The organism is Streptomyces candidus, assembly GCF_014207445.1.
Lineage (GTDB): Bacteria > Actinomycetota > Actinomycetes > Streptomycetales > Streptomycetaceae > Streptomyces > Streptomyces candidus.
Genome location: NZ_JACHEM010000004.1, coordinates 174,617 through 200,232 on the forward strand (window position 1 = coordinate 174,617; position 25,616 = coordinate 200,232).

Here is a 25,616-nt window from a genome sequence, read left to right on the forward strand (position 1 = left end):
ACTGATCGGTAGGGGTCCGGCGCGAGAAAGTTACCGGGGGTACGACATAGGCTTCCGGGCGTGGAAGAAGCATCCGGACCGACCGAACCGCAGGCCGCGCAGCGCGCATCGCGCGAGTACCGCATGGAGGAACTGGCCGAAAAGGCCGGCATCCCCGTACGCACCCTGCGCTTCTACCGCGAACGCAAACTCATCCCCCCGCCACGCCGCGAAGGCCGCATCGCCTGGTACAACGACCACCACCTGGCCCGCCTGCGCACCATCGCCGCTCTGCTGGAACGCGGCCACACGCTCACCGGCATCGCGGACCTCGCCGCCACCTTCGACAGCGGCCGCGACGTCGGCGAACTCCTCTCCCTCGGCACCCCGGGAACCCCCAGCACCCCGGGTGTCCCGGGCATCGCGGACGCCCCCGGCACCCCGGGGGCCCCCACGGAGGAGGTCCCGGTCCGCCTGAGCCCCGAACAGCTCGCCGACTACTTCGAGGGCGAGGTCACCCCGGAGAACCTGGCATCCGCGATGGCCCTCGGCTACCTCGCCGTCGACGGCGACGAGGTCGTCCACATCAGCCGCCGCCTGCTGGACGTGTCGGCCGCGCTGGTACGGGAGGGCGTACCGCTCTCCGAGGTGATGGCGGCCGGCCTCCGGGTCCGCGAGCACGCCGACGTCCTCGCCCAGGTCTTCATAGACCTGGTCACTACGTACGACGCGGACCCGCGGCGCCTGCGCCCGCTCGCCAAGAGCGTCGTGGAGGCGGAACTGTCCCTGGCCCTGGACCGCCACCTCGCCCCCTGACGGGCCTTGCGCGCAGGGGCGCCGCCGCGCGGACGGGACCTCCTGGACGGCGCCTCCCCCACGCGTCGAGCGCCGCCCGGACGGACGGGGCCTCCCCCGCGCGCCGAGCGCCGCCCGGACGGAGCGCCCGCTGGACGGGACTTCCCACAGGGCGAACGCCGCCCCGGGGGTCGGTGCGGGGCAATGCATTCCGGACGCCGCCCCGCCTACCTCTCGTACACCACCGTCACGGGCGCGTGATCGCTCCACCGCTCCCCGTGCGTCGCCGCGCGCTCGACCCACCCCTTCACCGCGCGCCCGGCCAGTCCGCCCGTCGCCACGTGATAGTCGATGCGCCACCCGCTGTCGTTGTCGAAGGCCCGCCCCCGGTACGACCACCACGAGTACGGACCCTCGACGTCCGGATGCAGCGCCCGTACGACATCCACGTACCCCGCCTCCTCGAAGACCCGCCCGAGCCATTCCCGCTCCTCGGGGAGGAACCCGGACGACTTCCGGTTCGCCTTCCAGTTCTTCAGGTCGGCCTCCCGGTGGGCGATGTTCCAGTCGCCGCACACCACGACCTCGCGCCCGTCCGCCGCAGCCCGCTCCTTGAGCCCCACCAGGTAGAGCATGAATTCGTCCATGAACCGGTACTTCTCGTCCTGCTTCTCGGTCCCGACCTCACCCGACGGCAGGTACAGGCTCGCCACCGTCACACCCGGCAGATCGACCTCCACATAGCGACCGCTCGCATCGAATTCCTCGCTGCCGAACCCGATCCGCACCCGCGTCGGTTCCTGCCGCGAGTACACCGCGACCCCGGCCCGCCCCTTCGCCGCGGCCGGCGCGAACACCACGTGCCAGCCCTCCGGCGCCCGCACCTCCTCCGGGAGCTGCTCGGCCTCCGCGCGCACCTCCTGAAGGCACACCACATCGGCGTCGGACCCCGCCAGCCACGGCACGAAGCCTTTCTTGGCGGCGGCCCGCAGGCCATTCACGTTCACAGAAGTCACAGTCAGCATCCGAAAACCCTACCGACCCACCACTCGCCATCCGTCCGAGCACCACTCGTACGCTCGTTCCATGGACATCCGCCCCATCGCCTACGACCATCCCGACGCGGTCAAACTCAACGACCAGGTGCAGCTCGAATACGCGGAGCGCTACGGAGAGAGCGACATGACCCCGCTCGACCCCGCGATGTTCACCCCGCCCCGCGGTCTGTACCTGATCGCGTACGACAACGAAGGCTTCCCGGTGGCCACCGGCGGCTGGCGCGCCCAGCAGGCGGGCGAGGAGAACTACGCCGACGGCGACGCCGAACTCAAGCGCATGTACGTCGTTCCCGCGGCCCGCGGCAGAGCCCTCGCCCGCCGCATCCTCGCCCTCCTCGAAGCCGACGCGCGCGCCGCCGGGCGCACCCGCATGGTCCTGGAAACCGGCACCGAACAACCCGAGGCCATCGCCCTCTACCTCTCCGCCGGCTACACCCAGGTCCCGCAGGCAAACCGCTTCGGCCTCTACCGCACGACCGACGAAAGCCGCTGCTTCACCAAACCCCTGACCCGGCAGCTCCCGACGACACCGATACCCGCGCCACGCAAGCCGCTGCCGTAACTCCCGCCACGAACTCCCGTCGCGACGAGACGTCCGGACCGCTCCCTCCCGGCCGATCCGTCCCGGTACTCCGGTACACCCGGTAGACCGGTACACCCGTCCCGTGGGCATAGCGCCGTACCGTGCCGCCGCCCGGCAGCAACCGCCCAACGCAGTGGCGGCGCAGCGTTCCTGACGCGGCAGCGCAGAAACCCGCGGCGGCGGCACGTGGGACTCCCGGCGCCCCCGGAAACGACGAAGTCCCGCCCGATCAGATGATCGGACGGGACTCGTGAACCGCTGACGAGCTGACTCGCGAACGGTCCGGTTGTGGACCTGTGGGGATTTGAACCCCAGACCCCCTCGATGCGAACGAGGTGCGCTACCAGACTGCGCCACAGGCCCTTGCAACGAGATGAACTCTAGCACCTCCTGCGGGGTGCTTGGAAATCCGTTCCTACGCCCCTCACCTGCGGCGGGTCACTCGTTGGCGGCGCGGGGGCGTTCGTCGTCATCGTCGTACTGGTCGAACAGCGGGGTGCGGCCGCGGTCGCGGGAGCGACGGCCCGCGGAGGGGAGTCGTTCGGCCTCGGACGGGACGTCCTCGACGGGCGGCGTCGGGTCGGCGGTGCTGGAGCGGGCGGCGCTCCAGGTGTCGGGAGCGCCGAGGTCGAGATCGCCGTTGGCCCGCGGGGCGACGGGGGCGGTGACGTACGTGGGGAGCGGAACGGGCACCGGCTCCCAGCTCTCGCCGCGGGCGGCACCTCGTTCGCGCTCGCGCTGCTGGTCGACCCACTCGGCGTGGTCGGTCTGCTCGACCAGGGCCCGTCGTCCGGCCTCCTGGGGGGAGACGGCGGGGGCGGGCTCCGGTTCGGGGCGCTCACCGGGCTCGGGGCGGCGGTACGGGTGGGCGTGCTGCTGGCGGGGATGGCGCTGGTGCGACTGCTGGTGGGGCTGGTGTGCGTGCTGGTGGGGCTGGTGCGTGTGCTGCTCACCGGGGGCGGTCGGCGTCTGCTGCTGCGGCGGTGCGGGGCGGCGGACCTGCTGGGTGCGCTGTTCCCGCAACTGCTGGGCGGCGAGTTCGGCGCGACGGCGGTCCATGGTGAAGACGAACCGGCGCTTCTCCTGGCCACGCAGGTGCACGATGTACGCGCTGAGCAGGACGGCCGGAATGCCGGGCGCCCAGAGGTAACCGAGGCCGCCGACGGCGGCGACGATCGTGCCGAGGGTGAACGCGGCGAAGAGCATCACAGTGGTGCGTCGGCGGCGGGCGAGCACCTTGGAGCGGCGGGCACGCTCGGCGGAGGCCGACTTCTCCCGGGCCGACTGGGCACCGACGGGCTTCTCGCGCTGCGGTTCGGGCTCGCGGGCGGACTGCTCACGTGACGAGTGGTCACGTGCCGAGTGACCATGTGACGGATGGTCGTGGGCCTGAGGGTCGCGTGCCGGTTCGGGCTCGGGTACGGATTCCCGTACCTGGGCCTTCGCGTGCTCGCGCGCGGGCTGCCGACGGGGCGGGGCCGGGTGTTCGGTCCTGGCCGGGGGCGCCGCGAAGGCGCGGACGTCGACCGAATCGGTCACCGGGTCCGCACTGTTCTGGGCGTCGGGGTCACCGGGCTCCCTACCGTCCGCACCGTCCGGGTCGCCGTGGGCGTCCTCGGCGTCGCGCTGCCGGAGCTCCTTGGCGTACCGGCGCTCCATGGCCGCCCGTCCGGACAGCAGTCGGATGGCGGTGCTGAAGCGTTCCGTCGGACGGGCCTCGTTGAGTTCGTCCTGCCGGCGGAGCCACATCGGCACCAAGTAGGCGGCCCAGGCCCCGACAATGACTGCGTAGATCAGGCCGCTGCTGCTCACACCCCACACCGTAGAGGTGCCCGAAGGGAGGCATCCGCCAATTGGGCCGGTGTGTCGTACGTATCTGTCTGATATTCCGAACTTTTTAGCCGCACGGGATTCCAGCCACGGAGAAATTCGAACATATATTTCATTCCCTAGTGATCGCTCTGCGAGGTGGAGCGGCGCCGCCACCGGCCGAGGACGCCTTCGGGCACCTCCTCCGAGGTCAGGGCGAAGACCAGGTGGTCGCGCCAGTCGCCGTCGATGTGCAGGTAGCGCGGGCGCAGACCCTCCTCGCGGAAACCCAGCTTTTCGACGACGCGACGGCTGGGACCGTTCTCCGGGCGAATGCACACCTCTACGCGGTGCAGGCCGACGCTGCGGAAACAGTGGTCGACGGCGAGCGCCACCGCGGTCGGCATGACGCCCCGGCCGGCCACGTCCCGGTCGACCCAGTAGCCGACGTGCCCGGAGCACATGGAACCCCAGGTGATACCGGCGACGGTGAGCTGGCCGACAAGTCGACCTTGGTAGTCGATGACGAACGGCAGCATCCGGCCGGCGTTCGCCTCCGCCCGCAGATGGCGCACCATCTGGCGGTACGTCGGGCGGTGGGTGACCGGGCCCAGCGGTGCGGGCGGCGGAATGGTCGCCTCCCACGGGCGGAGCCAGTCACGGTTGCGCCGGTTGACCTCGCGCCAGGCCCGCTGGTCGCGCATTTTTATCGGACGGAGGGTGACGTCGCCGTCCACCAGCTCCACGGGCCAGACGGAGCCGTTCAGCGGGGACCCCCGGAGGAACCGGCGGGTCCGGTGGGCCTCGGGTGGTCACCGCCGCGGAGCTGGTCGACGGCGTGCAGCAGGATCCGGTCCAGTACCGCGAGGCCGTCACGGACGCCGCCGGTGGAGCCCGGCAGGTTGACGATCAGCGTCGTACCGCCGCCCGCCACGCCCGCCAGGCCGCGGGAGAGCGACGCCGTGGGAACGTGCGGGCGGCCTTCGGCACGGATGGCCTCGGGGATACCGGGGATCTCGTGGTCGAGGACCTTGCGCGTGGCGTCGGGGGTGCGGTCGGTGGGTGAGATGCCGGTGCCGCCGGTGGTGACGATCGCGTCGTAAGCGGCGGCCACGCCGTCCCGCAGGGCCGCTTCGACGGGATCGCCGTCGGGGACGACCACCGGTCCGTCGACGGTGAAGCCCATCCGGGTCAGTCCCTCGGCGACGAGGGGGCCGCCCTTGTCGGCGTAGACGCCGGCGGAGGCCCGGTTGGAGGCGGTGACGACGAGGGCGCGGTACGGGCGCACATCGGGGCCGGCGTGCGCGGGGTCGCCCGGTACCTGCGACTGGTAGCCGGGTTCGGAGACGGGCCCGGGAACGGTCCGCGGGTGCGCGTGCGCCTCGGAGACGGGCGCGTCGGTACTCACCGGGGAGTCCGGGGCGAGGGCGGTGACGCGGGTGGCGACCCCGGAGCCCTCCGTTCCGGGCGGGCCGACGGTGGCGACGGACGGACCCGTGGCGTCTGCCGACGCGGCCGGCGACGCGGCCTCCGTGGAGTCGGTCGGGGAGAACGTCAGGTGCCAGGTACTCATGAGCGGTTCCAGTCGCCGGACTTGCCACCGGTCTTCTCCTCGACCCGTACGTCCGTGATGACCGCGGCCTTGTCGACGGCCTTCACCATGTCGATCACGGTGAGGGCGGCGACGGTGACGGCGGTCAGGGCTTCCATCTCCACGCCCGTACGGTCCGTGGTCTTCACGGTGGCGAGAATCTCGACCGCGTCGTCGGCAACCGACAAGTCGACTTTGACGCCGGAGACCGCGAGCGGGTGACAGAGCGGGATCAGGTCGGGGGTGCGCTTGGCACCCATGATGCCGGCGATGCGGGCGGTGGCGAGGGCGTCGCCCTTGGGGACGCCCTCGCCCCGGAGGAGTTCGATCACTCGCGGTGCGACGAGAACGCGGCCGCTGGCACGCGCGGTGCGGGTGGTCACGTTCTTCTCGGAGACGTCGACCATCCGGGCCGCGCCGGCCTCGTCGATGTGCGTCAGCCTGCTCTGCGTACTCATGTCTCCGCCTCGCGTTCCGGCGCCGGTCGTTGCCTCGGCAGTCGTGGGCAGACGTTGGCAGTCATTGCCACGGCGCAGCGGCAGACACCGTACCGCCACCGGCGGGTCATTGCGTGAGCAGGACCACCTCGACTTCCGTGCCGGGCTCCACGGCGGTGGTGTCCTCGGGAACCACCAGCAGCGAATCCGCGTGCGCGAGAGCGGCGATCAGGTGGGAGCCGGAACCGCCCACCGGAGTGACAGTGCCCGCGTCGGCGTCGTACGTCGCGCGGAGGAACTGGCGCTTCCCGGCGGGTGACGTCAAGGGCTCCGACGCCTCCAGTTCGGCGCGGACCGTCGTGCGGTGGACGTCCTGCAGCCCCATCAGGGCGCGGATGACGGGGCGGACGAACAGCTCGAAGGAGACGTAGGAGGAGACCGGGTTGCCGGGGAGCGCAAGCAGCGGGGTGTGGTCGGGCCCGATTGAGCCGAAGCCCTGCGGCTTGCCCGGCTGCATGGCCAGCTTGCGGAAGTCGACACCGCTGCCGGGTTCGTCCTCGTCGGCTACGGAGGCCAGGGCTTCCTTGACCACGTCGTACGCGCCGACGCTGACGCCGCCCGTGGTGATCAGGAGGTCGGCGCGGACGAGCTGGTCCTCGATGGTGGCGCGGAGTTCGTCGGCGTCGTCGGTCACGGCGCCGACGCGGTAGGCGATGGCTCCGGCGGCTCGGGCGGCGGCGGTGAGGGTGAAGCTGTTGGAGTCGTAGATCTGGCCAGCCTCCAGCTTCTCGCCGGGCTGGACGAGCTCGGACCCGGTGGACATCACGACCACGCGGGGCCGCGGACGGACCAGCACGGAGGGCCGGCCGATCGCGGCGAGCAGGCCGATCTGGGGCGGGCCGAGCACCGTACCGGCTGCGAGGGCCGTGTCGCCGGCCTTGACGTCGCTGCCGGCCGCGCGGACGTACGCGCGGGCTTCGGCGGGCCGGTGGACGCGGACCTCGCCGGTGGAGTCGTCGGGGTGGGTGCCCGCCGCGCGCATGGTGGTGGCGGGGCCGCCGCCGCTGCCGCCGTCGGTCCACTCGACCGGAACGACCGCCTCCGCGCCGGGCGGCAGCGGGGCGCCGGTCATGATGCGGGCAGCCTCGCCGGGACCGACGTTGATCTCCTGGGCGCCACCGAAGCCCGCCGCCACGTCACCGATCACCGTGAGCACGGCGGGGAACTCCGCGCTCGCGCCGGTGATGTCGGCCACCCGGACCGCGTACCCGTCCATCGAGCTGTTGTCGAAGGGCGGCAGCGCGAGCGGAACGGTGACGTCCTCGACCAGTACGCAGCCCTGCGCGTCCGGGAGTTGCAGCTCGATGGGCTCCAACGGCTGGATCGCGCCGAGCACGTCGTCCAGGTGCTCGTCCACCGACCAGACGCGGTCGGGTCCGCCGCTGTTGTCGGGGGCGTTGGCGGACGGTACTTCGGTTGAGCTCACTTGCTACATCTCCTCGGTGACGTAACTCCGCAGCCAGGTCTTGAAGTCCGGGCCCAGGTCACCACGTTCGCATGCGAGTCTGACAATCGCCCGAAGATAGTCCCCGCGGTCCCCGGTGTCATAGCGCCGCCCCCTGAAGACGACGCCGTGCACGGGGCCGCCGACCTTCTCGTCCTCGGCCAGCGTCTGCAGGGCGTCGGTGAGCTGGATCTCGCCGCCGCGGCCGGGCGCGGTCTCGCGCAGGACGTCGAAGACGGCCGGGTCCAGGACGTAGCGCCCGATGATGGCGAGGTTGCTGGGGGCCTCCGCCGGTTCGGGCTTCTCGACGAGGCCGGTGACCTTGACGACGTCGCCGTCGTCGGACGGTTCGACGGCCGCACATCCGTAAAGGTGGATCTGCTGGGGGTCGACCTCCATGAGGGCGACGACGCTGCCGCCGTACGTCTGCTGGACCTCGACCATGCGGGCGAGGAGGGGGTCGCGGGGGTCGATCAGGTCGTCGCCGAGGAGGACGGCGAAGGCTTCGTCGCCGACGTGCGGGGCGGCGCACAGCACCGCGTGGCCCAGGCCCCGGGGGTCGCCCTGGCGGACGTAGTGCATGGTCGCCAGGTCACTGGACTCCTGCACCTTGGCGAGGCGATGGGCGTCGCCCTTCTTGGTAAGGGCGGACTCCAGCTCGTAGTTGCGGTCGAAGTGGTCCTCAAGAGGGCGCTTGTTGCGGCCGGTCACCATGAGGACGTCGGAGAGTCCGGCCCCGGCGGCTTCCTCGACCACGTACTGGATCGCGGGCTTGTCGACGACGGGCAGCATCTCCTTGGGAGTGGCCTTCGTCGCAGGAAGGAAGCGGGTGCCGAGTCCCGCGGCCGGGATGACAGCCTTGCTGATTCTGCGGTGCGCCTGATTCATGCTGGAACGATATCGGCTGCTGCAGCACGGAAGGTCGGCTTCCGGACACTTTGTTGCTGTATGAGCGAATAGTGGAGGTCAAATGGCTTCGAGTGAGGAAGAGATGACCACAACGGCGGCTGCGAAGTCCGTACTGCGCCGAGAACTTCTGGCTGCGAGACGCCTGTTGTCCGAGGAGGACGCACGGGAGGCCGCCGCGGTTCTCGCCCGGCGCGCGGGGGAACTGCCGGAACTGGCGGAGGCACGCACGGTGGCCGCGTACGTCTCGGTCGGCCGCGAGCCCGGCACGCGCGTACTGCTGGAGGAGCTGCACGCGCGCGGGGTGCGCGTACTGCTGCCCGTACTGCTGTCCGACAACGACCTTGACTGGGCGGCGTACGAGGGCATGGACGGGCTTGTACGGGCGGGACGCGGCCTGTTGGAGCCCAGCGGGCCGCGCCTGGGCGTGGAGGCCGTACGGGAGGCTGAGACGGTGTTGCTGCCGGGGCTCGCGGTGGACGGGCGCGGAATGCGGTTGGGGCGCGGCGGCGGGTCGTACGACCGGGTGCTGGAGCGCCTGGGGCGCGGGGCGGCTCAGGAGGCACGCGCGCACGCACGCGTGGCGGCGACGGCAGAGGCGCGGGCGCCGGAGGGCGGGGCACGGCTGGTGGTGCTGCTGTACGAGAACGAGGTGGTCGCGGAGGTTCCGGCGGAACCCCACGACCACCCCGTTCATGCGGTGGTGACGCCCGGCGGCGTACGCCGGTTCGGGCAGTGACTGCCCGGCGGGTGGTGGCTTGCGGGCGGGTAGTGGCTTCGGGGGCGTGGGGGTGACCGCGAGGCGGGTCACCCGACGCCCTAGGCCGGCTTGAGGACCAGGGTCTCGGTGGTGCTCTTGTCGACGGCTTCCTTGCTGAATGGCCAGTCGAGCAGTTCACCCTTGGCCCACAGGTCCGTCTGGTCGCTGTAGTTCGGGCTGTACGCGTGGCCCGAGGCGCCCGTGAGGTTGATCCAGCGGGACTTGTCGAGGGCTCCGAGGTTGACGACCATGCGCATCGAGGGGACCCAGACGACTTCGTAGCCGGCGGCCGCGTTCCAGCCGGTGGCGTTGACGGTGGCCTCACCGCCGCCCAGGTTCCACGGGCCGCGGTTGAGGAGGTGCTGGACGACACCGGGGCCTTCGACGCCGAGGGTCTGGTTGGTCAGCGTGAGCTGGTGCAGCCGGCCCCACTCCCAGGTGCTGATGTCCTTGCCGAGCTTGGCGGTCAGCTCCCAGCGGGCGTCCTCCATGGCGCGGGCGAACAACTCGTCACGGGTGGTGGTGGCCTTGTCGGTGCGGGAGGCGGGCGAGGACCACCAGTCGCTCTTCTCGTCCTTGACGAGCTTGCGGACGACCTCGAACCAGCGGTCGCCTCCGTCGGGCTGCGCGGTGTCGCCGTCGCGCTCGCCGCACTCCCGGGTCGGCTTGGCGAGGTCGTCGACGGGGCCGGAGCCGTCGGCGGAACGCACGTACAGGCAGGAGCCCTCGACCCGCAGCTCCTTCGGCAGCTTGTTGCCGAAGGAGAGCCGCAGGATGTTGCGCCAGACGCCGTTGAAGTAGGCGGCGGCCGCCGAGTCGGACTCCTGGGTGTAGTCCCAGCCTTCGAGGAGCTTCTGCGCCTCACGGATGTACGGGTCGGAAATGTCGATTTTCAGCAGGTAGGGCGTGAGCAGCTTGGCGATCTCGCTGCTGTTGTCCATCTGCATGGTGCGCATGTCGTCCGAGCTGATCTTGCCGCCGTCCTTGGTCTTGGACTCGATCAGGTCGTTGATGCGCTGGGAGCGGGCGCCGTAGCCCCAGTCCTTGGTGAGGAAGAGCTTGTCCTTCTTGGGATCGATCACGGCCTGGTTGGCAGTGACGATGTAGCCGCGCCTGGGGTTGTACTCGTACGGCAGCTCGTCCTGGGGGATGTAGCCCTGCCAGCCGTTCCTCGACAGCCAGCCCGCGGCGGGCATGCTGCCGTCGCGGCCGCCCTTGCGGACGGGGATCGAGCCGGGGGCCTGGTAGCCGATGTTGCCCGCGGTGTCGGCGTAGATGAGGTTCTGCGACGGCACCTCGAAGTGCGCGGCGGCGGCGCGGAATGCCGTGAAGTCCTTGGCCTTGTTGAGCTCGAAGACGGCGTCCATGGACTTGCCGGGCTCCAGCGCCGTCCACTTCAGGGAGACGGCGTAACCGTTGCCGCGGTCGGGAGCGGCGTTGTCGACCGGCGCCTTCTGGCCGACCGTCTCGATCTGGGGGTCGCGGTCCGAGACCAGCGGGCCGTTCTCGGTGGAGCGGACGGTGATCTTCTTCGGTTCGCCGCCGGCGACCTTGATGGTCTCCTCGCGGGTTCGGAACGGCTTCTCCTTGCCGTCGTACAGGTAGGTGTTATTCGGGCCGACCTTCTCCAGGTAGAGGTCGGTGACGTCGGCACCCAGGTTGGTCATGCCCCAGGCGATGTTCTGATTGTGGCCGATGACCACGCCGGGCATGCCGGAGAAGGTGTAGCCGGCGACGTCGTACTGGCACTGTGCGCTGACCTGGCGGCAGTGCAGGCCCATCTGGTACCAGAGCGACGGCATCTGCGGGGCGAGGTGCGGGTCGTTGGCGAGGAGCGGTTTGCCGGTCGTCGTCTTCGAGCCGGAGACGACCCAGGAGTTGGAGCCGATGCCGTTGCCGTTGGGGCCGAGCATGGCGGGGACCTTGTCGAGGGCTTCGGAGACGCGGGAGAGCTGGGTGTTGAGGTTCTGGGTGGCGCTGCCGACGGAATCGCCGCTTCCGCCGGTGCTGGCGCCCGTGCCGGTTCCGGGGGTGCTGCCGGTGCCGACGCCTGTGCCCGTGCCGGTTCCGGCGGTGCCTGTGCCGTTGTTGCTGCCGATGCCGGTCCCGTTGTTGGTGCCTGTGCCGACGCCGGTGCCTGTGCCGTCGGCGGACAGGCCGTTGCCGCCGCTGCCGGACTCGGCCTTGTTCTCTTCGACGATCGGCTTGTTCCGGTCGAAGGGGTAGGCCGGGTACAGGTCGGCGATCTGCTTCTGGTCCAGACGGCCGGCCAGCAGCGAGCGGTCGATCTCGTCCTGCATGTTGCCACGCAGGTCCCAGGCCATCGCCTTGAGCCAGGCCACCGAGTCGACCGGTGTCCACTCCTCGGGCGTGTAGTCGTACTTGAAGCCGAGGGCCGCGTACTCCACGGAGATGTCCTTGTTGGAACGCCCCTTGAGGTACTGGTTGACCCCGGACGCGTACGCCTGGAGGTACTTTTTCGTCTCGGGCGACAACTTGGTGTCGTACTCCCGCTGCGCGACCTGCCGCCAGCCGAGCGTGCGGAGGAAGGCGTCGGTCTCGACCTGACCTTCACCGAACATCTCCGAGAGACGACCTGACGTCATGTGCCGGCGGACGTCCATCTCCCAGAAGCGGTCCTGCGCCTGGACGAAGCCCTGGGCACGGAAGAGGTCGGCGTCGGAGGAGGCATAGATCTGCGGGATGCCGTTGGCGTCGCGCTTCACGTCGACCGGCCCCGTCAGGCCGTCGAGCGTCAGTTCGCCGCTGGTCTGAGGGAACGAGGCCCGCACGGTGCTCACGCCCCAGTACGCGCCGAAACCGACGCCCGCGACGATCGCCAGCACCAGCACGATCACGAGCAGACGAACGCGGCCCCCCCTCTTCTTCTTGCCGGTGGGGGCGGCTCCGGAAGGGTCTGTGGTGGTGGCGGGCATCGCTGTCCTTCGCGGGGCAGGGTGGTCCTGGAGTGCTGGAGCAACCATAGGCGCAGCCCCGTACCGCTCCCGACTCGGTCTCCGGAACACCTCGTGGGAGAGCAGCGGAGCGGCGTTAAGGAAACATCAAAGATTAGGTAAGGTAATGAAACTACCTCGCCGTCGGAAGGAACGATCCGGCAGGCCCCAGGAAAGGACCGGCCCCTGACTGTCCACCAGCTCAACGAACTGATGCTCATCTGCGCCGTCGTCCTCCTGGTCGCTGTCGCGGCCGTGCGCCTGTCCTCCCGCAGCGGCCTCCCCAGTCTGCTGATCTACCTCGGAATCGGTGTCGCACTCGGTCAGGACGGCATCGGCAACGTCGCGTTCGACAACGCCGAGCTGACCCAGGTGATCGGCTACGCGGCACTCGTCGTGATCCTGGCCGAGGGCGGCCTGGGGACGAAGTGGAAAGAGATCAAACCGGCGCTTCCGTCGGCGGTCGTCCTGTCGACATTCGGTGTCGCGGTGAGCGTGGGAATCACCGCGGCCGGCGCGCACTACCTGGTCGGTCTCGACTGGCGGCAAGCGCTGATCATCGGCGCGGTGGTGTCCTCGACGGACGCCGCGGCGGTCTTCTCCGTGCTGCGCAAAGTGCCGCTGCCCGGCCGACTGACCGGTGTCCTGGAGGCGGAGTCGGGGTTCAACGACGCTCCGGTGGTGATCCTGGTCGTCGCGTTCTCCACGGTGGGCCCCGTAGACAGCTGGTACCACCTGCTCGGCGAGATCGCGCTGGAGCTCGCGATCGGCGCGGCCATCGGCCTCGCGGTGGGATGGCTCGGCTCACTCGGGCTGCGCAGCGTCGCCCTGCCCGCCTCCGGCCTGTATCCGATCGCCGTGATGGCCATCGCGGTGACGGCGTACGCGGCGGGAGCGCTGGCGCACGGCTCGGGCTTCCTCGCCGTCTACCTGGCATCAGTGATCATGGGCAATGCCGGGTTGCCGCACTGGGCGGCGACCCGCGGCTTCGCCGACGGGCTCGGCTGGATGGCACAGATCGGCATGTTCGTGCTGCTGGGGCTGCTGGCCACGCCGCACAAACTCGTTGCCGACATCTGGCCGGCGATCATCGTCGGTCTTGTCCTGACCATGGTCGCCCGGCCCGCGTCCGTCCTGCTGAGTCTGCTGCCGTTCCGCACGTCGATGCGCGAACAGGCACTGCTGTCGTGGGCCGGCCTGCGCGGGGCGGTGCCCATCGTGCTCGCCACCATCCCCATGGTGAGCGGCATCGAGGGCAGCGACCAGATCTTCAACATCGTTTTCGTCCTGGTCGTCGTCTACACCCTGGTGCAGGGGCCGACGCTTCCCTGGGTGGCAAGGCGGCTGCGCCTCCAGGAGTCGGAGGACACCGCGGCCGACCTCGGTATCGAATCCGCGCCGCTGGAGCGGCTGCGCGGGCACCTGCTGTCGGTCTTCGTCCCCACGGAGTCGCGGATGCACGGCGTGGAGGTGGCCGAACTGCGGCTGCCGCCCGGTGCCGCCGTCACCCTGGTCGTCCGCAACGGCACCAGCTTCGTACCGCAGCCGACGACCGTCCTCCAGCGCGGAGACGAACTGCTGGTGGTGGCCACCGACCCGGTGCGGGACGCGGCCGAGAGGCGGCTGCGCGCGGTCGGCCAGGGCGGCAAGCTGGCGGACTGGCTGGGCACGGGCGGGGAACCAGCTCCGACCCCCACCGGAGGAAAAACAACGAAAGCAAGGCCCTTTACTCGGAAGCACCTGTAACATGAAGGTGAATTGATCGACCAACTCTGCCTGACGCAGAGCTGGCGCGACCGCACGGCGGCCGCCCCTGCCGCTTGAACCCGTGGCAGGGGGCCTGGTACCTACCGCCGGTCCTGCGCAAGAGGACAGCTCTCGGCGGATCCCGCACGCGATGCGTGCCCATGTACGGCGACATGTCGCCCGTAAATGCAAGGGGAGCGCTACCAGGCGGCAGAAAGGCAAGGGCCGTGACGAACACGGTCACGACCGACGCCACCGCACCCAAGAGCGGCAAGCGCCCCAGCTACGGGCAGCTGCTGCACACCCCCGGGGTGTGGGGCTACCTGATCCCAGGCTTCCTGGCCCGGCAGCCCTTCGCGATGCTGACCATCGGCATCGTGCTGCTGGTGCAGCACACCACCGGCTCGTACGGCAGCGCCGGCATCGTCGCTGCCGTCACCGGTGTCTCCATGGCGCTGTTCGCCCCGCAGAGCGGAAAGCTCGCCGACCGCTTCGGACAGCGGGCGGTACTGCTGCCGGGCGTGCTGGTGCACGCGGCATCCGTCGGCGCGCTGGTCACCCTGGCGCTCTCCGATGCGCCGATGTGGGCGCTGTTCGCGGCGGCGGTCCCGGCCGGTGCCTCGGTACCGCAGGTCGGTCCGATGGTGCGGGCGCGCTGGGCGGCGAAGCTGGACGGCTCGCCGCTGATGTCGACAGCCGCGGCCTTCGAATCGGTGACGGACGAGTTCACCTTCGTGGTCGGCCCCGTGCTGGCCACCGCCCTGTGTACAGGCGTGCACCCGGCGGCAGGTCTGATCGCCGAGGCGACCCTGACCCTGGCGGGCGGCCTGTTCTTCGCGGCGCAGAAGCGCTCCCAGCCGGCCCCCAGCCACACCAAGGGCGAAGCGCGCGTCAAGCACGCTTCCGCGCTGTCCGTGCCGGGCGTGCGCGTCCTGGCGGTCGCCTTCCTCGGCATCGGCACCGTCTTCGGTGGCATGCAGGTCTCGCTGACGGCTTTCTCCGAGGAGATCGGCAACCCGGGCATCAACGGGCTGCTGTACGGAGTCTTCGCGGCCGGAAACATGCTGGCCGGCGTCGCTTGCGGCACCATCGCCTGGAAGGTGGGCCCGCGCCGCCGCCTGATGACCGGCTACGCCGGCCTGACACTGTTCGCATCTGGACTGTGGGCCGTGCACTCCGTGCCCCTGCTGGCCGGACTCGGTCTTCTGGTCGGCCTGTGCATCGCACCCGCGCTGATCACCGGCTACACGATGGTGGAGACGCTGGTCCCGGCCACCGCGCGCACCGAGGCATTCACCTGGCTGACCGGCGCGGTGGCGTTCGGACAGGCCATGGCCGTGACGGTCGCCGGGCGGCTCACCGACGCCTTCGGGTCGACTGCCGGTTTCCTGGTCCCGTTGGGCGGCACAGCGCTCGCACTCACCGTGCTGATCGTGCTGCGCTCGCGACTGCTGCCGCCCTCGACCGGAAGGGTCGCGGCGCGTGGCATGGGTCACCGCGTGCCGGTCACGGTGGACTGATCCAGCGGAATACGTCACTATGGACCGTCGTTAGCACTCAACGAGTGAGAGTGCCAGGAGGAGCAAGTGCCGACCTACCAGTACCAGTGCACGGCGTGTGGCGAAGGCCTTGAGGCCGTTCAGAAGTTCACCGACGACGCACTGACCGAGTGCCCGAACTGCCAGGGACGCCTGAAGAAGGTCTTCTCTGCGGTCGGCATCGTCTTCAAGGGCTCAGGTTTTTACCGGAACGACAGCCGTGGCTCGTCGTCGAGCAGCACGGCGGCGTCCTCGGCCTCAAAGGCCGCTGCGTCGTCCACGTCGGGCAGCACATCGGATGCGAAGCCTGCGGCTTCGTCGTCGACGTCGTCCTCTGCGAGTTCGTCGAGCTCCTCCTCGGGGTCCTCCTCGGCCGCCTGAGAATCGTTTCTTCCCGGAGTCCCCGCCGTTCCGGACGGCGGGGACTCCGGCGTTTCGAGCCGGGGCTAGGGTGACGGCCATGGCGAACACAGCGCAGGCACCGACCACGCGGAACGAGAGCTGCCAGGCGGAGATCGGCGTCATCGGCGGCTCGGGCTTCTACTCTTTCCTGCAGGACGTGACCGAGGTGGAGGTGGACACCCCCTACGGCCGCCCCAGCGACTCGTTGTTCCTGGGCGAGATCGCCGGCCGGAAGGTGGCGTTCCTCCCTCGGCACGGGCGCGGCCACCACCTGCCGCCGCACCGGATCAACTACCGGGCCAACCTGTGGGCGCTGCGCTCGGTGGGCGCACGCCAGGTGCTCGGGCCGTGCGCGGTGGGCGGTTTGCGGGCAGAGTACGGGCCGGGCACGCTGCTGGTGCCGGATCAGCTCGTCGACCGTACGAAGGCCAGGGCGCAGACGTACTACGACGGTGAGAGCGCCGTCGACGGGAAGCTCCCCGAGGTCGTGCACATGTCGTTTGCCGACCCGTACTGCCCGGTGGGCCGCACGGCGGCGCTGGCCTCGGCGCGCGGGCGGGACTGGGAGCCGGTGGACGGCGGGACGCTAGTGGTCGTCGAGGGCCCGCGCTTCTCGACCAGGGCCGAGTCGGTGTGGCACGCGTCGATGGGCTGGTCAGTGGTCGGCATGACCGGCCACCCCGAGGCGGTCCTCGCGCGTGAGCTGGGGCTTTGCTACACGTCGATGGCGCTGGTCACCGATCTGGACGCGGGCGCGGAGACGGGTGAGGGCGTCAGTCATGAAGAGGTGCTGAAGGTGTTCGGTGCGAATGTCGACCGGCTGCGCGGTGTGTTGTTCGACGCGGTGGCGGGGCTGCCCTCGAACGCGTCGCGGGACTGCCTGTGCGCGCATGCTCTGGACGGGATCGAAACGGGGATCGCGCTTCCCTGAAGTTGGCGGAGGGCCTCCCGGTATGCCTCGCGAGTATGAGGGAGTTGTCCACAGTCAGAGGTCTGTACACAGGCTCCAGCGGGACGGGCAGGGAGCGGGGATCGTGAGTAGTGCTCAGTCCGAGCACCCCTTGCGACCAGGTGGTGATCCTTCATGTCCTCCCCTTCGCTTCCGCCCTCGTTGCTCCCCTCGCTCCCTCTTTCCCTGCCCCCGCCCGAGCCGTTCGGTGTGCCGGAGTTCGCGCCTCTGCGGGTACGTGGCGGCGGTGGCCGGCACAGGTTGGGGCGGGCCTTGCGGCGCAGGCGACGGGTGGTGGCGGCGGGGCTTGCGGTGACCGCCGCGGTGCTGGTGTTCTCGGCGCCGCATGTCTCGGAGCGTACGGAGGCGCACATGGAGGCCTCCGGTTCGGACGTATCGGCCGGCCGCCGGGCGGTTGTGCCTGCGGAGTTGGTGTCCGCGCCGGTGCGGATCGCGGACGCGGCGACGGTTCGGCTGTTGCGACGCGGGGACCGGGTGGACGTGATCGCGTCCGTCAACTCAGCTACTGGCGCGGAGAGTTCGGCGGCGAGGGTGGTGGCGTCGGGGGTACGCGTGGCTGATGTGCCGAGGCCGGGAGAGATGTCCTGGGACGGTACCCCGGACGGCGGGGCCTTGGTGGTGCTGTCCGTCTCCCGTGCCACCGCAACGCAGTTGGCAGGCGCGGGATCGACGTCGCGACTGGCGGTGACACTGTGCTGACCATTTGCGTTTCTTGCGCAGTTCGTGCACCGAATTGCACTGACGAACAGTGTGGTCACCGATACGGGTTGGCAGATTGGACAGCGGCCACAGGTGCTGCCTTAAGTGGCGGAGAAGTCTGCTCAGCCCCCTGCACATGCGAAAAGAGGCTCATTCGTGAGCGACGAGAAGACCAGCCTGCTGGAAGGCTTCAAAGCCTTCCTGATGCGCGGCAACGTGATCGATCTCGCGGTTGCTGTGGTCATCGGTGCTGCGTTCACCAACATTGTGAACTCGATCGTCAAAGGCGTGATCAATCCCCTTGTCGGCGCCTTCGGCACGCAGGATCTGGAGAAGTACAGCTCCTGTCTCACCACGTGTGGGAAGGCCCCGGACGGCACGGTCGAGGGCATTCAGATCATGTGGGGCTCCGTGCTCAGCGCGGCGCTCAGCTTCCTGATCACCGCGGCCGTCGTCTACTTCCTGATGGTGTTGCCGATGGCGAAGTACCTCGCCCGGCGGGCCGCCCGGGAGAAGGCGAAGGCAGCAACCGAGGAGGTCATGGAGGCCACCGAGATCGAGTTGCTGAAGGAGATCAGGGACGCCCTGGTCGCGCAGCGCGGGTCGGGGCGAAGCAACCCGTAGGGTCTCGTCCGGATCAGACGTGGTGCGGCGGCTTCTCGTCGAGGAAGCGGGCGAGGTCCGTCGTACCACCGCTCGCCGTGGGCCGATCGCCCCAGCCCCGGTCCGAGTCGTCCGACGACTGCTGGTCCAGCGGATCGTCGAAGATCAGCCCGGGTTTGCGGCCCGTCTCCGGTTCGGGGCGGGCCGGGGCGGGGGCGGCGTGGTCGGAGGTGTTCATTCCTCAAGGGTACGGCGGACAGCCGACCCGCCCCGCGGAGCCGGCCGCCCGGTCAGCTGGGGGCCTCGGCGCCTTTACGGGCGTAGAACCACCAGCAGACGACCAAGCACGTGACGTAGAAGGCAACGAACACCCAGAGCGAGTTGACCACGGGGAAGTTCGCGAACATCGCGGGGATGAAGAAGAAGCCGTAGGCGGCGATACCGGAGCTGAAGCCGGTGACCGCGCCCGCCTCCATCTCGGACTGCTTGAGCGCCGCCACCCGCGCCTGTTCGCCCTTGCCCTCCGCGTCCTGGAGGTGCTGTTCGCGGAAGATCACCGGGATCTGCCGGAAGGTCGAGCCGTTGCCCAGGCCGCAGAAGAGAAACGCGACGAGGAAACCGGCGTAGAAGACCCAGAAGTTGCCGTTGTCACCGCTGTGCGGGAGAGCGGTGATGACGACCACCAGGGCGATTCCCATGCCGACGAAGGACAACACGGTGACGCGGGCGCCGCCCATTCTGTCCGAGAGCCAGCCGCCGCCCCAGCGGGCGAGGGCCCCGACAAGCGGGCCGATCCAGGCGTACGTGGTGGCCGAGTAGTCCGGATTGATCGGCGTGAACGTGGTGTGGATCAGGTTGGGCAGGGCTGCGGCGAAGCCGATGAACGAGCCGAAGGTCCCGACGTACAGCCAGGTCATCAGCCAGTTGTGCTTACGCCGGAAAATGATCTTCTGCTGGCTGAACGGGGCTGCGGCGACTTTGAGGTCGTTCATCAGGAACCAGGCGAGCAGGGCCATGATCACCAGCAACGGTACCCAGAGGAACGCGCCGTTCTGGAGCCAGACGTCCTCACCGGTCTCCCGGCTCTTCAGCGGGCCGCCGGCCGGAGCCAGAAGCACCGCGGCCGTAATGACCAGCGGAGCGACCAGCTGGACGACGGACACACCGAGGTTGCCGAGGCCACCGTTCATGCCGTTGGCGTTGCCCTTTTCCCGTTTGGGGAAGAAGAAGCCGATGTTCGCCATCGAGGAGGCGAAGTTCGCGCCGCCGAGACCGCAGACCGCTGCGATGAGCACCATTTCCCAGTAAGGGGTGCCGGTGTCCTGGAGTGCGAAGCCGAGCCAGAGCATCGGGGCAATCAGGATGATCGTGGAGAACGCGGTGAACTTGCGCTCGCCGAAGATCGGCCCGATGAAGGTGTACAGGATCCGGAAGGTACCGCCGGTGATGCCGGGGATGGCGGTCAGCCAGAAGAGCTGGGACTTGGAGTAGTCGAAGCCGACGTCGGCCAGTTTGACGACGGTGACCGACCACACCTGCCAGACGACGAAGCCCAGCATCAGTGCGGGAACCGAGACCCACAGATTGCGCTTGGCGACCCTGCGGCCGGTGGTCCGCCAGAAGGACTCGTCCTCGGGACGCCAGTCGTTGATGGTCGTGCCCGGTCCGTACGTGTCGGCGCCGGTCCCTTGGCCTTCCCCGGTGGATGTTGCCGTCGCCATGGAGGTCACCGGTCCTTGGGGTCGAGGAGCCAGAGGAGGAGGACGGCGAGGAAGGAAAGACAGAGGAAGCCCGCCCCCCACCAGGCGGTGCTGGTGTCCCCCTTCATCCACTCGTTGACGGTGATGGTCAGGGCCCAGAGCTGGCCGATCACCACGGACAGGGCGAGTACCAGGCGGGCGGTGAGCTTGGCGGAGCGCTCCGGCTCCTGTTCGGACCCCGCACCCGGTCCCGGCCCGGTGTGACGGACTCGGGGGTCGCCGTAGCCGCTGGTGGCCCGGATCTGCGGGTAGCGCTCACGCATGGGCCGGTTGAGGCGAGGGTCGGCGCTGCCGGGACGGTAGTCAGGGCGGGCCGGGGCGTCGGCGGGGGTGTTCGGGAGAGGCGGTGCGCCGGCGGAGGTCTCCGGGTGCGGCGGGCCACCGGGGCTGGGGGGCAGGTGCGGGTGGGTCATGTCTGCCTGCTCTGCTGGCGGGGGTCGACACCGGGGGCCTGCTGGGTGGCAGCCCCTGGGCAGCCGACGCGGGCGGCGAAGTCCGGTCGTTCGTCAAGGAGCTGGCGGCACAGGCCGGCTTCCACGCTCTCGCCGGAACGGGTCGTACCGATCGCCCAGATGCTGCCGTTCTGTTCCTCGACGACGACGACCTTGGGCAGCCCGCGGGGCGGTGGCCCGGCGGTGACCTCGCCGGTACGGGCGTCGAAGATCCCCTCGTGACAGGGGCAGTAGAGCTCGCCCTCGCGCCCGCGGTCCTTGCGCCACAGGACGGCACAGGCGAGGTGGGTACAGACCGCGGAGTAGCCCACGAGTGAGCCGTCCTCCAGGCGTACGGCGACGGCGCGGTCCTCCTCGCCGGGGTAGCGGAAGGAGAGCGACTCGCCGGGAGGCAGCCCGTCGGCGATCTTCTTCGCCTGGGGAACGCCGCCTCCGGCGGGTTCGCCGTGCCGGTGCAGCACTCCGCCGGCGACCGCCAGGCCGCCGACAGCGAGGCCGCCGGAGACCGTAGCGACGATGCGGAGGTAGTCGCGACGGGTGGTGAGGGAGTCGGCGCTGATCCGGTCGTGCAGGGCCGCTTGGGCGTCGCCCGCCCCCGGAGGGGTCTCGATGTCGCCCGGCGAGGGCGGCTGGACGGTACTCATCGGACGTCGATTCCGTTCACCTCGACGACCGGGAGCCCGCCGGGCACCGGCCACTGGACCTTGTCGGCGGGGACGACCATCGCGACCCCGGTGGAGACCATCACGTCCCCGAACGCGAACGAGTCGGCGACCTGCACGCCGGGCCTCTCGGCCTGGAGCTCTTCGAGCGTGCCGTAGAAGAGCGCGCCGGTCGGGCAGACCGTGGCGCACATGGGGGCGAGACCGTAGGCGGTGCGGTCGTAGCAGAGGTTGCACTTCATCTGGAGCTTGGCTTCCAGATCGATCTTGGGTACGCCAAAGGGGCAGGCGTTGACGCAGTTCGCGCAGCCGATGCAGCGGGTGGTGTCCGCCTGCTGCACGACCCCGTCGGCGGTCACCAGGATCGCGTCGGCGGGACACACCTCGGCGCAGGGTGCGACCGGGTCCTCGCAGTGCATGCAGACGGTGGGCAGCGAGGCGACGGACTGGCCGGGCTCGGTGTAGTCGAGGTGGATCATCGACTTGCCGCGGTGGGAGTCGCATTCGCGGCAGGCCGAGACGCAAGCCTGACAGCCGATGCAGCGACCCGGGTCGATGAAGATTGTTTTACCCATCATGGCTGGTCAGCGCCTCTCTTCTGCGGTCGCCCGGCCCTGTGGGGCGGTGGGCGGCAGGATGTCGGTGCGGGAGACCTGGGTCTCGGGGTACGCCTGGTGGCCGGGGGCGACCGGTGGTCCCGGGACCTCGTCGACGTGGTCCGCGCGCTCGATGCGGCAGGCGCAGACCTTGTACTCGGGGATCTTGGACCGTGGGTCGAGGGCGTCGATGGTGAGGACGTTGGCGGCCGTGGGGGCGGGCCAGTGGTAGGGGACGAAAAAGGTGTCCGGACGGATCGCCTCCGTCACCAGCGCCGGGAAGACCGCGCTCCCCCGCCGCGTGACGACGCGCACCGGGTCCCCGTTCTTGAATCCGTGCGAAGGGTGCACCTCCACCCACGGGCGCGGGGTCTGCTCGACGAGTGCGCCCAGGCGACGGGTCTGGTTGCCGGAGAGGAAGTGCGCCACGGTGCGGCCGGTGGTGAGCGACATCGGGAAGTCGTCGTCGTACGGGTCCATAGGCTGGTGCCACTCGACGACCTGGAGGTGGATCTTGCCGTCGGGGTGGTACGTCTTCCCGTCCTCGAAGAGGCGTGGGGTACCGGGGTGGCCGATGTCCGGGCAGGGCCAGGCGATGCCGCCGGTCTCTTCCAGGCGCTCGTAAGTGATGCCGTAGTAGTCGTTGACGGTGCCGGCGGAGGCGGTGCGCAGTTCCTCGAAGACCTCGCGGGACCCGGCGAAGGCAAATTTGTCACCCGTGCCGAGACGTTGGGCGAGCTGGCACATCACCCAGGTGTCGGTGCGGACGCCGACCGGGGGTTCCTGGGCCTTGTTGTGCTTGACGACGCGGGCCTCCGCGTTGGCCATCACGCCTTCGTCCTCGGCCCAGGTGGTGACGGGGAAGACGACATGCGCGTTGGCGGCCGTCTCGGAAAGGAAGAAGTCGAACTGGGCATGGAACTCCGTTGCGTCGTACCCCTCCTTCACCACCCGGTAATTGGGGAGGGAGACGAAGGGGTTGTTGCAGACGCCGATCAGTCCGCGGATCTCGCCGCGCTGCATCTGCCAGACCATTTCCATCATCGAGGTTCCGGCGGGAGGTAGTTCGGACTCCTCAATGCCCCAGATCTCGCAGATCTGCCGGCGGTGTTCGTCGTTCATGATGGAACGTCCGCCCGGCAGCAGGTCGGATTTCTGGCCGTGTTCGCGGCCGCCCTGCCCGTTGCCCTGGCCGGTGATGGTGCCGTAGCCCGCGCCCGGCTTGCCGATGTGGCCGGTGGCGACGCAGAGGTTGATGACGGTCAGGCAGTTCTCCACGCCCTGCGAGTGGTGTTCGATGCCGCGTGCGTGCCAGGCCATCGCCTTACCGGCGTTCGCGAAGGTGCGGGCGACCTGCACGACCTGCGAGGCGGGGATCCCGCAGATCTCGGCGGCGCGTTCCGGCGGGTACTCCGCGACTTTCTCCTTGACCTCCTCCCAGCCGGTGGCGTGGGCGGCCAGGTACGCCTCGTCGACGAGGTTCTCCCGTACGACGACGTGCAGGACGGCGTTGAAGAACGCGGCGTCCGTACCGGGCTTGAGGGCGACGTGGATGTCTGCGGTACGCGCGATGGCCGTCTCGCGCGGGTCGATGACGATCAGGGTGGCTCCCCGGTCCCGGGCTCCCCACAGGTACTGGGTCATCACCGGAAAGCACTCGCCGACGTTGGAGCCGGCGATGAGCAGGCAGTCGGAGAGGAGGATGTCGGAGAACGGGTTGCCCGCGCGGTCGATGCCGAAGGCGAGTTTGTTGGCGCCGGCGGCGGAGACCATGCACAGGCGACCGTTGTAGTCGACATGTCGTGTTTTGAGGGCGACGCGGGCGAACTTGCCGACCAGATACGTCTTCTCGGAGAAGAGGCTCGCACCACCGAGCATGCCGAACGCGTCGTTCCCGTACGTCTGCTGGATGCGGCGTACCTCGGACGCGGTGAAGTCGAGGGCCTCCTCCCAGGAGACCTCGCGGAACTCCTCGTCGCGCGAGCGGCGCATCAGCGGTGCGGTCAGCCGGTCGGGGTGGTTGACCTGCTGGTAGGCGTTGATGCCCTTGGGGCACAGCCGCATCCGGTTGATGTCGTGGTTGCGCGGTTCGACGCCGAAGACCTTGCCGCCCTTGTCGACACGCAGGTACATGCCGCACTGCACGCCGCAGAAGCAGCAGTGGGTGGGGACGAGGGTCTCGCCGTTCTGGTCGGCGTGCCACTGGTCCGCCGGGATGCCGCCGGCGTCGCGGAAGCCGCGGGTGCCAGGAGGTGCGATGGACGGGTCCAGCGGGACGTGCGCCCGTACGGTCGGTCCCAGCGGGACGTCTTGCGCGGTCACTTGAAGCCCTTCTTGACGTGCGAGAGGTAGGCGTTGCCGCGCAGCTCGCGCTTGCAGCGCGGGCAGTACTCGGCCCACTGGGCGAAGTCGAGCTTCAGGTCGCGCATGGTGGATTCGAGGTTCTCGACGTACGGCGCGGTGTCGATCGGGGTGTCGCAGCGGCGGCAGCGGAAGATGTCGTCGTTCTGCCGGGCGGTGTACTTGAACAGCTGCATACCGACGGCGGCCGGCCGTTGCACGATGTGGAAAAACTTCCCGAACGGGATGTAGATGAGTGTGAAGACCACCGACACCATGTGCAGGAGCGCGAGGAACTCGTAGCCGCCGCCGTGCAGGAAGATCGACGAGAAGGTGAGCAGCAGGCCGGTCACCGAGATGATGATCAGGGCGATGAGCGGTACGAGGTCGTAGGCGAACCGCTGGCCGGTCATCGCGCCGCGGTCCTTCATGCGTCGCCACAGGAAGTACGAGGCGCCGGGGATGACCAGGACCGCGGCGATGTCGAGGCCGTGGAACATCAGCCAGCCGAGGATGTTCGCCGAGTTGAAACCGAGGATCTTGACGCCCCAGACGCGCATCTCGTAGCCGGGGCCCGAACCGCTGCCGGAGGTGAAGGTGAACCAGCCCCAGGTGAGTGGAAAGGTGATGGCGGCGGCCAGCAGACAGCCCCAGAACATGAGCTGGTGTGCCGCCCAGCGGGCGTGCGAACGGGCCCCGAGGAACTTCTGGAAGCCGAGGTAGGTGGCGATCATCCTGGGCAGCGCGGTGGGCGCCTTGCGGAAGTTCTCGGCGGAGAAGAGGCTGCCCCAGCCCTTGGTGAAGAGGCGGCGGGCGCCGGGGGCGGAGACCCAGACGGTATACCGGTAGGCCACGCCGAAGGCGAGGAAGACGGTGGCCACCGCGTACGGCAGGAGCGCGGAGTCGAAGTCCCTCAGCATCCGGCTGCCGAAGTAGATGGCGAGGATAAGAAGTACGGAGACCACGGTGCCGGCCAGCGTCGCTCTTCGGGTGACGGAGGACGGGGCGGCGGAGGCGGCGGACAACGAGGGGACGGCGTCCACCGGTGACCTTCCCGTGCCGTCGGGGCTCGGGGAGGGGGGCGCGGGCGGCGGCGAGGGCATGGGCTCGGTCACGCACTCAAATTAGGGCGAATACGGACCTCTCACCCGCTGGGTGAATCAAATGGCGCACAGACCGTGTGCCGTGAAGATCTCGCGGGCGGCCGCGCCGCGACCTACGCCGGCCGGTAGAGGGAGTGCCGCGGAGCGGGAAGGTATTGCCCAGGGCATCCCGCTTCGCCTCGCCCAGCTTGTGGAAGGGCAGGATGTCGACACGGGAGACGACGCCGAGGGACGCGGCGCAGGCGGCGACTCCGTCGGTGTTCGCGCGGTCGTCGGTCGGTCCGGGGACGAGAACGAACCGTACGTGGATCTACTTGTCCAGGTCGGCCAGGCGGCGGGCGAACGCGAGCATTGGAGGCGAGTTTCGGC

Annotated in this window: 24 protein-coding genes and 1 tRNA gene; 9 read left to right on the top strand and 16 right to left on the bottom strand. The window is 69.6% G+C overall.

The window, feature by feature from the left end:
* Positions 1-123 precede the first annotated feature (123 nt).
* A complete protein-coding gene (locus tag HNQ79_RS09520) occupies positions 124-795 on the top strand; it encodes a MerR family transcriptional regulator (RefSeq protein ID WP_185029559.1) in 672 nt (223 codons plus the stop codon).
* A 206-nt stretch (positions 796-1,001) separates the two neighbouring features.
* Here the strand turns inward: HNQ79_RS09520 and HNQ79_RS09525 are convergent, their stop codons facing one another.
* Entirely contained in the window at positions 1,002-1,799 is a 798-nt protein-coding gene (locus HNQ79_RS09525) for an exodeoxyribonuclease III (protein ID WP_185029056.1), read from the bottom strand.
* Between the two features lie 61 nt (positions 1,800-1,860).
* Here HNQ79_RS09525 and HNQ79_RS09530 point away from each other — a divergent pair, with 61 nt between their 5' ends.
* The gene (locus HNQ79_RS09530; RefSeq protein WP_185029058.1) at positions 1,861-2,394 is read left to right on the top strand and encodes a GNAT family N-acetyltransferase; all 534 of its coding nucleotides are present in this window, start codon (positions 1,861-1,863) and stop codon (positions 2,392-2,394) included.
* Positions 2,395-2,704: 310 nt separating this feature from the next.
* Here HNQ79_RS09530 and HNQ79_RS09535 read toward each other — a convergent pair.
* From HNQ79_RS09535 to galU, 7 genes are all read right to left on the bottom strand, one after another.
* Positions 2,705-2,778, bottom strand: a tRNA-Ala gene (locus HNQ79_RS09535).
* Between the two features lie 75 nt (positions 2,779-2,853).
* On the bottom strand, positions 2,854-4,227 hold the full coding sequence (locus HNQ79_RS09540) for a SepX/GlpR family protein (RefSeq protein WP_185029060.1): 1,374 nt from the start codon (positions 4,225-4,227) through the stop codon (positions 2,854-2,856).
* A gap of 137 nt (positions 4,228-4,364) precedes the next feature.
* Entirely contained in the window at positions 4,365-4,970 is a 606-nt protein-coding gene (locus tag HNQ79_RS09545; RefSeq protein WP_185029062.1) for a GNAT family N-acetyltransferase, read from the bottom strand.
* A gap of 17 nt (positions 4,971-4,987) precedes the next feature.
* A complete protein-coding gene (locus HNQ79_RS09550; RefSeq protein WP_229923555.1) occupies positions 4,988-5,512 on the bottom strand; it encodes a MogA/MoaB family molybdenum cofactor biosynthesis protein in 525 nt (174 codons plus the stop codon).
* Positions 5,513-5,793: 281 nt separating this feature from the next.
* Positions 5,794-6,273: a cyclic pyranopterin monophosphate synthase MoaC gene (gene moaC / locus HNQ79_RS09555; RefSeq protein ID WP_185029064.1), complete on the bottom strand. Its 480-nt coding sequence runs from the start codon at positions 6,271-6,273 to the stop codon at positions 5,794-5,796.
* A 106-nt stretch (positions 6,274-6,379) separates the two neighbouring features.
* Positions 6,380-7,738 (bottom strand): molybdotransferase-like divisome protein Glp, encoded by a 1,359-nt coding sequence (gene glp / locus HNQ79_RS09560; protein WP_229923536.1) that lies wholly within the window; start codon positions 7,736-7,738, stop codon positions 6,380-6,382.
* A gap of 3 nt (positions 7,739-7,741) precedes the next feature.
* Positions 7,742-8,644, bottom strand: a complete 903-nt coding sequence (galU, locus tag HNQ79_RS09565) for a UTP--glucose-1-phosphate uridylyltransferase GalU (protein WP_185029066.1) — start codon at positions 8,642-8,644, stop codon at positions 7,742-7,744.
* Positions 8,645-8,726: 82 nt separating this feature from the next.
* Here galU and HNQ79_RS09570 point away from each other — a divergent pair, with 82 nt between their 5' ends.
* On the top strand, positions 8,727-9,401 hold the full coding sequence (locus tag HNQ79_RS09570; protein ID WP_373312565.1) for a 5-formyltetrahydrofolate cyclo-ligase: 675 nt from the start codon (positions 8,727-8,729) through the stop codon (positions 9,399-9,401).
* An 80-nt stretch (positions 9,402-9,481) separates the two neighbouring features.
* Here HNQ79_RS09570 and HNQ79_RS09575 read toward each other — a convergent pair whose 3' ends face one another.
* Positions 9,482-12,358, bottom strand: coding sequence for a penicillin acylase family protein (locus HNQ79_RS09575; RefSeq protein ID WP_185029068.1), 2,877 nt, complete (start codon positions 12,356-12,358; stop codon positions 9,482-9,484).
* A gap of 231 nt (positions 12,359-12,589) precedes the next feature.
* Here HNQ79_RS09575 and HNQ79_RS09580 point away from each other — a divergent pair, with 231 nt between their 5' ends.
* The 6 genes from HNQ79_RS09580 (at position 12,590) to mscL (ending at position 18,355) form a co-directional block, all read left to right on the top strand.
* Entirely contained in the window at positions 12,590-14,122 is a 1,533-nt protein-coding gene (locus HNQ79_RS09580) for a potassium/proton antiporter (protein ID WP_229923535.1), read from the top strand.
* A gap of 227 nt (positions 14,123-14,349) precedes the next feature.
* The gene (locus tag HNQ79_RS09585) at positions 14,350-15,642 is read left to right on the top strand and encodes an MFS transporter (RefSeq protein ID WP_373312564.1); all 1,293 of its coding nucleotides are present in this window, start codon (positions 14,350-14,352) and stop codon (positions 15,640-15,642) included.
* A gap of 66 nt (positions 15,643-15,708) precedes the next feature.
* Positions 15,709-16,041: an FmdB family zinc ribbon protein gene (locus tag HNQ79_RS09590; RefSeq protein ID WP_185029087.1), complete on the top strand. Its 333-nt coding sequence runs from the start codon at positions 15,709-15,711 to the stop codon at positions 16,039-16,041.
* A gap of 79 nt (positions 16,042-16,120) precedes the next feature.
* Positions 16,121-16,993, top strand: a complete 873-nt coding sequence (locus HNQ79_RS09595) for an S-methyl-5'-thioadenosine phosphorylase (protein WP_185029088.1) — start codon at positions 16,121-16,123, stop codon at positions 16,991-16,993.
* A gap of 291 nt (positions 16,994-17,284) precedes the next feature.
* Complete coding sequence (locus HNQ79_RS09600; protein WP_308437343.1) at positions 17,285-17,731, top strand: RcpC/CpaB family pilus assembly protein; 447 nt, start codon at positions 17,285-17,287, stop codon at positions 17,729-17,731.
* Between the two features lie 156 nt (positions 17,732-17,887).
* Positions 17,888-18,355 carry a large conductance mechanosensitive channel protein MscL gene (gene mscL, locus HNQ79_RS09605; RefSeq protein WP_185029090.1) on the top strand — a complete coding sequence of 156 codons (468 nt, stop codon included), beginning with the start codon at positions 17,888-17,890 and terminating at the stop codon, positions 18,353-18,355.
* Between the two features lie 13 nt (positions 18,356-18,368).
* Here mscL and HNQ79_RS09610 read toward each other — a convergent pair whose 3' ends face one another.
* From HNQ79_RS09610 to HNQ79_RS09640, 7 genes are read right to left on the bottom strand one after another with little or no spacing between them, the layout of a single operon-like run.
* A complete protein-coding gene (locus tag HNQ79_RS09610; RefSeq protein ID WP_185029091.1) occupies positions 18,369-18,572 on the bottom strand; it encodes a hypothetical protein in 204 nt (67 codons plus the stop codon).
* 52 nt (positions 18,573-18,624) lie between these two features.
* Positions 18,625-20,055 carry an MFS transporter gene (locus HNQ79_RS09615; protein ID WP_185029092.1) on the bottom strand — a complete coding sequence of 477 codons (1,431 nt, stop codon included), beginning with the start codon at positions 20,053-20,055 and terminating at the stop codon, positions 18,625-18,627.
* Positions 20,056-20,060: 5 nt separating this feature from the next.
* A complete protein-coding gene (locus HNQ79_RS09620) occupies positions 20,061-20,507 on the bottom strand; it encodes a hypothetical protein (protein ID WP_260421557.1) in 447 nt (148 codons plus the stop codon).
* Positions 20,504-21,190: a Rieske (2Fe-2S) protein gene (locus HNQ79_RS09625; RefSeq protein ID WP_185029093.1), complete on the bottom strand. Its 687-nt coding sequence runs from the start codon at positions 21,188-21,190 to the stop codon at positions 20,504-20,506. The genes HNQ79_RS09620 and HNQ79_RS09625 overlap by 4 nt, the downstream gene beginning before the upstream one ends.
* Entirely contained in the window at positions 21,187-21,786 is a 600-nt protein-coding gene (locus HNQ79_RS09630) for a 4Fe-4S dicluster domain-containing protein (RefSeq protein ID WP_185029094.1), read from the bottom strand. The genes HNQ79_RS09625 and HNQ79_RS09630 overlap by 4 nt, the downstream gene beginning before the upstream one ends.
* Positions 21,787-21,792: 6 nt before the next feature.
* A complete protein-coding gene (locus HNQ79_RS09635) occupies positions 21,793-24,126 on the bottom strand; it encodes a molybdopterin oxidoreductase family protein (protein ID WP_229923534.1) in 2,334 nt (777 codons plus the stop codon).
* Positions 24,123-25,259, bottom strand: coding sequence for an MFS transporter (locus HNQ79_RS09640; RefSeq protein WP_229923533.1), 1,137 nt, complete (start codon positions 25,257-25,259; stop codon positions 24,123-24,125). Before HNQ79_RS09640 ends, HNQ79_RS09635 begins: the two co-directional genes overlap by 4 nt.
* Between the last annotated feature and the right edge of the window lie 357 nt (positions 25,260-25,616).

Coding starts and splice junctions, on each gene's coding strand:
- HNQ79_RS09520 (WP_185029559.1), top strand. CDS start 124: ATGGAGGAACTGGCCGAAAAGGCCGGCATCCCCGTACGCACCCTGCGC.
- HNQ79_RS09525 (WP_185029056.1), bottom strand. CDS start 1,799: ATGCTGACTGTGACTTCTGTGAACGTGAATGGCCTGCGGGCCGCCGCC.
- HNQ79_RS09530 (WP_185029058.1), top strand. CDS start 1,861: ATGGACATCCGCCCCATCGCCTACGACCATCCCGACGCGGTCAAACTC.
- moaC (WP_185029064.1), bottom strand. CDS start 6,273: ATGAGTACGCAGAGCAGGCTGACGCACATCGACGAGGCCGGCGCGGCC.
- galU (WP_185029066.1), bottom strand. CDS start 8,644: ATGAATCAGGCGCACCGCAGAATCAGCAAGGCTGTCATCCCGGCCGCG.
- HNQ79_RS09570 (WP_373312565.1), top strand. CDS start 8,727: ATGGCTTCGAGTGAGGAAGAGATGACCACAACGGCGGCTGCGAAGTCC.
- HNQ79_RS09575 (WP_185029068.1), bottom strand. CDS start 12,358: ATGCCCGCCACCACCACAGACCCTTCCGGAGCCGCCCCCACCGGCAAG.
- HNQ79_RS09580 (WP_229923535.1), top strand. CDS start 12,590: ATGCTCATCTGCGCCGTCGTCCTCCTGGTCGCTGTCGCGGCCGTGCGC.
- HNQ79_RS09595 (WP_185029088.1), top strand. CDS start 16,121: ATGGCGAACACAGCGCAGGCACCGACCACGCGGAACGAGAGCTGCCAG.
- HNQ79_RS09610 (WP_185029091.1), bottom strand. CDS start 18,572: ATGAACACCTCCGACCACGCCGCCCCCGCCCCGGCCCGCCCCGAACCG.
- HNQ79_RS09615 (WP_185029092.1), bottom strand. CDS start 20,055: ATGGCGACGGCAACATCCACCGGGGAAGGCCAAGGGACCGGCGCCGAC.
- HNQ79_RS09620 (WP_260421557.1), bottom strand. CDS start 20,507: ATGACCCACCCGCACCTGCCCCCCAGCCCCGGTGGCCCGCCGCACCCG.
- HNQ79_RS09625 (WP_185029093.1), bottom strand. CDS start 21,190: ATGAGTACCGTCCAGCCGCCCTCGCCGGGCGACATCGAGACCCCTCCG.
- HNQ79_RS09630 (WP_185029094.1), bottom strand. CDS start 21,786: ATGATGGGTAAAACAATCTTCATCGACCCGGGTCGCTGCATCGGCTGT.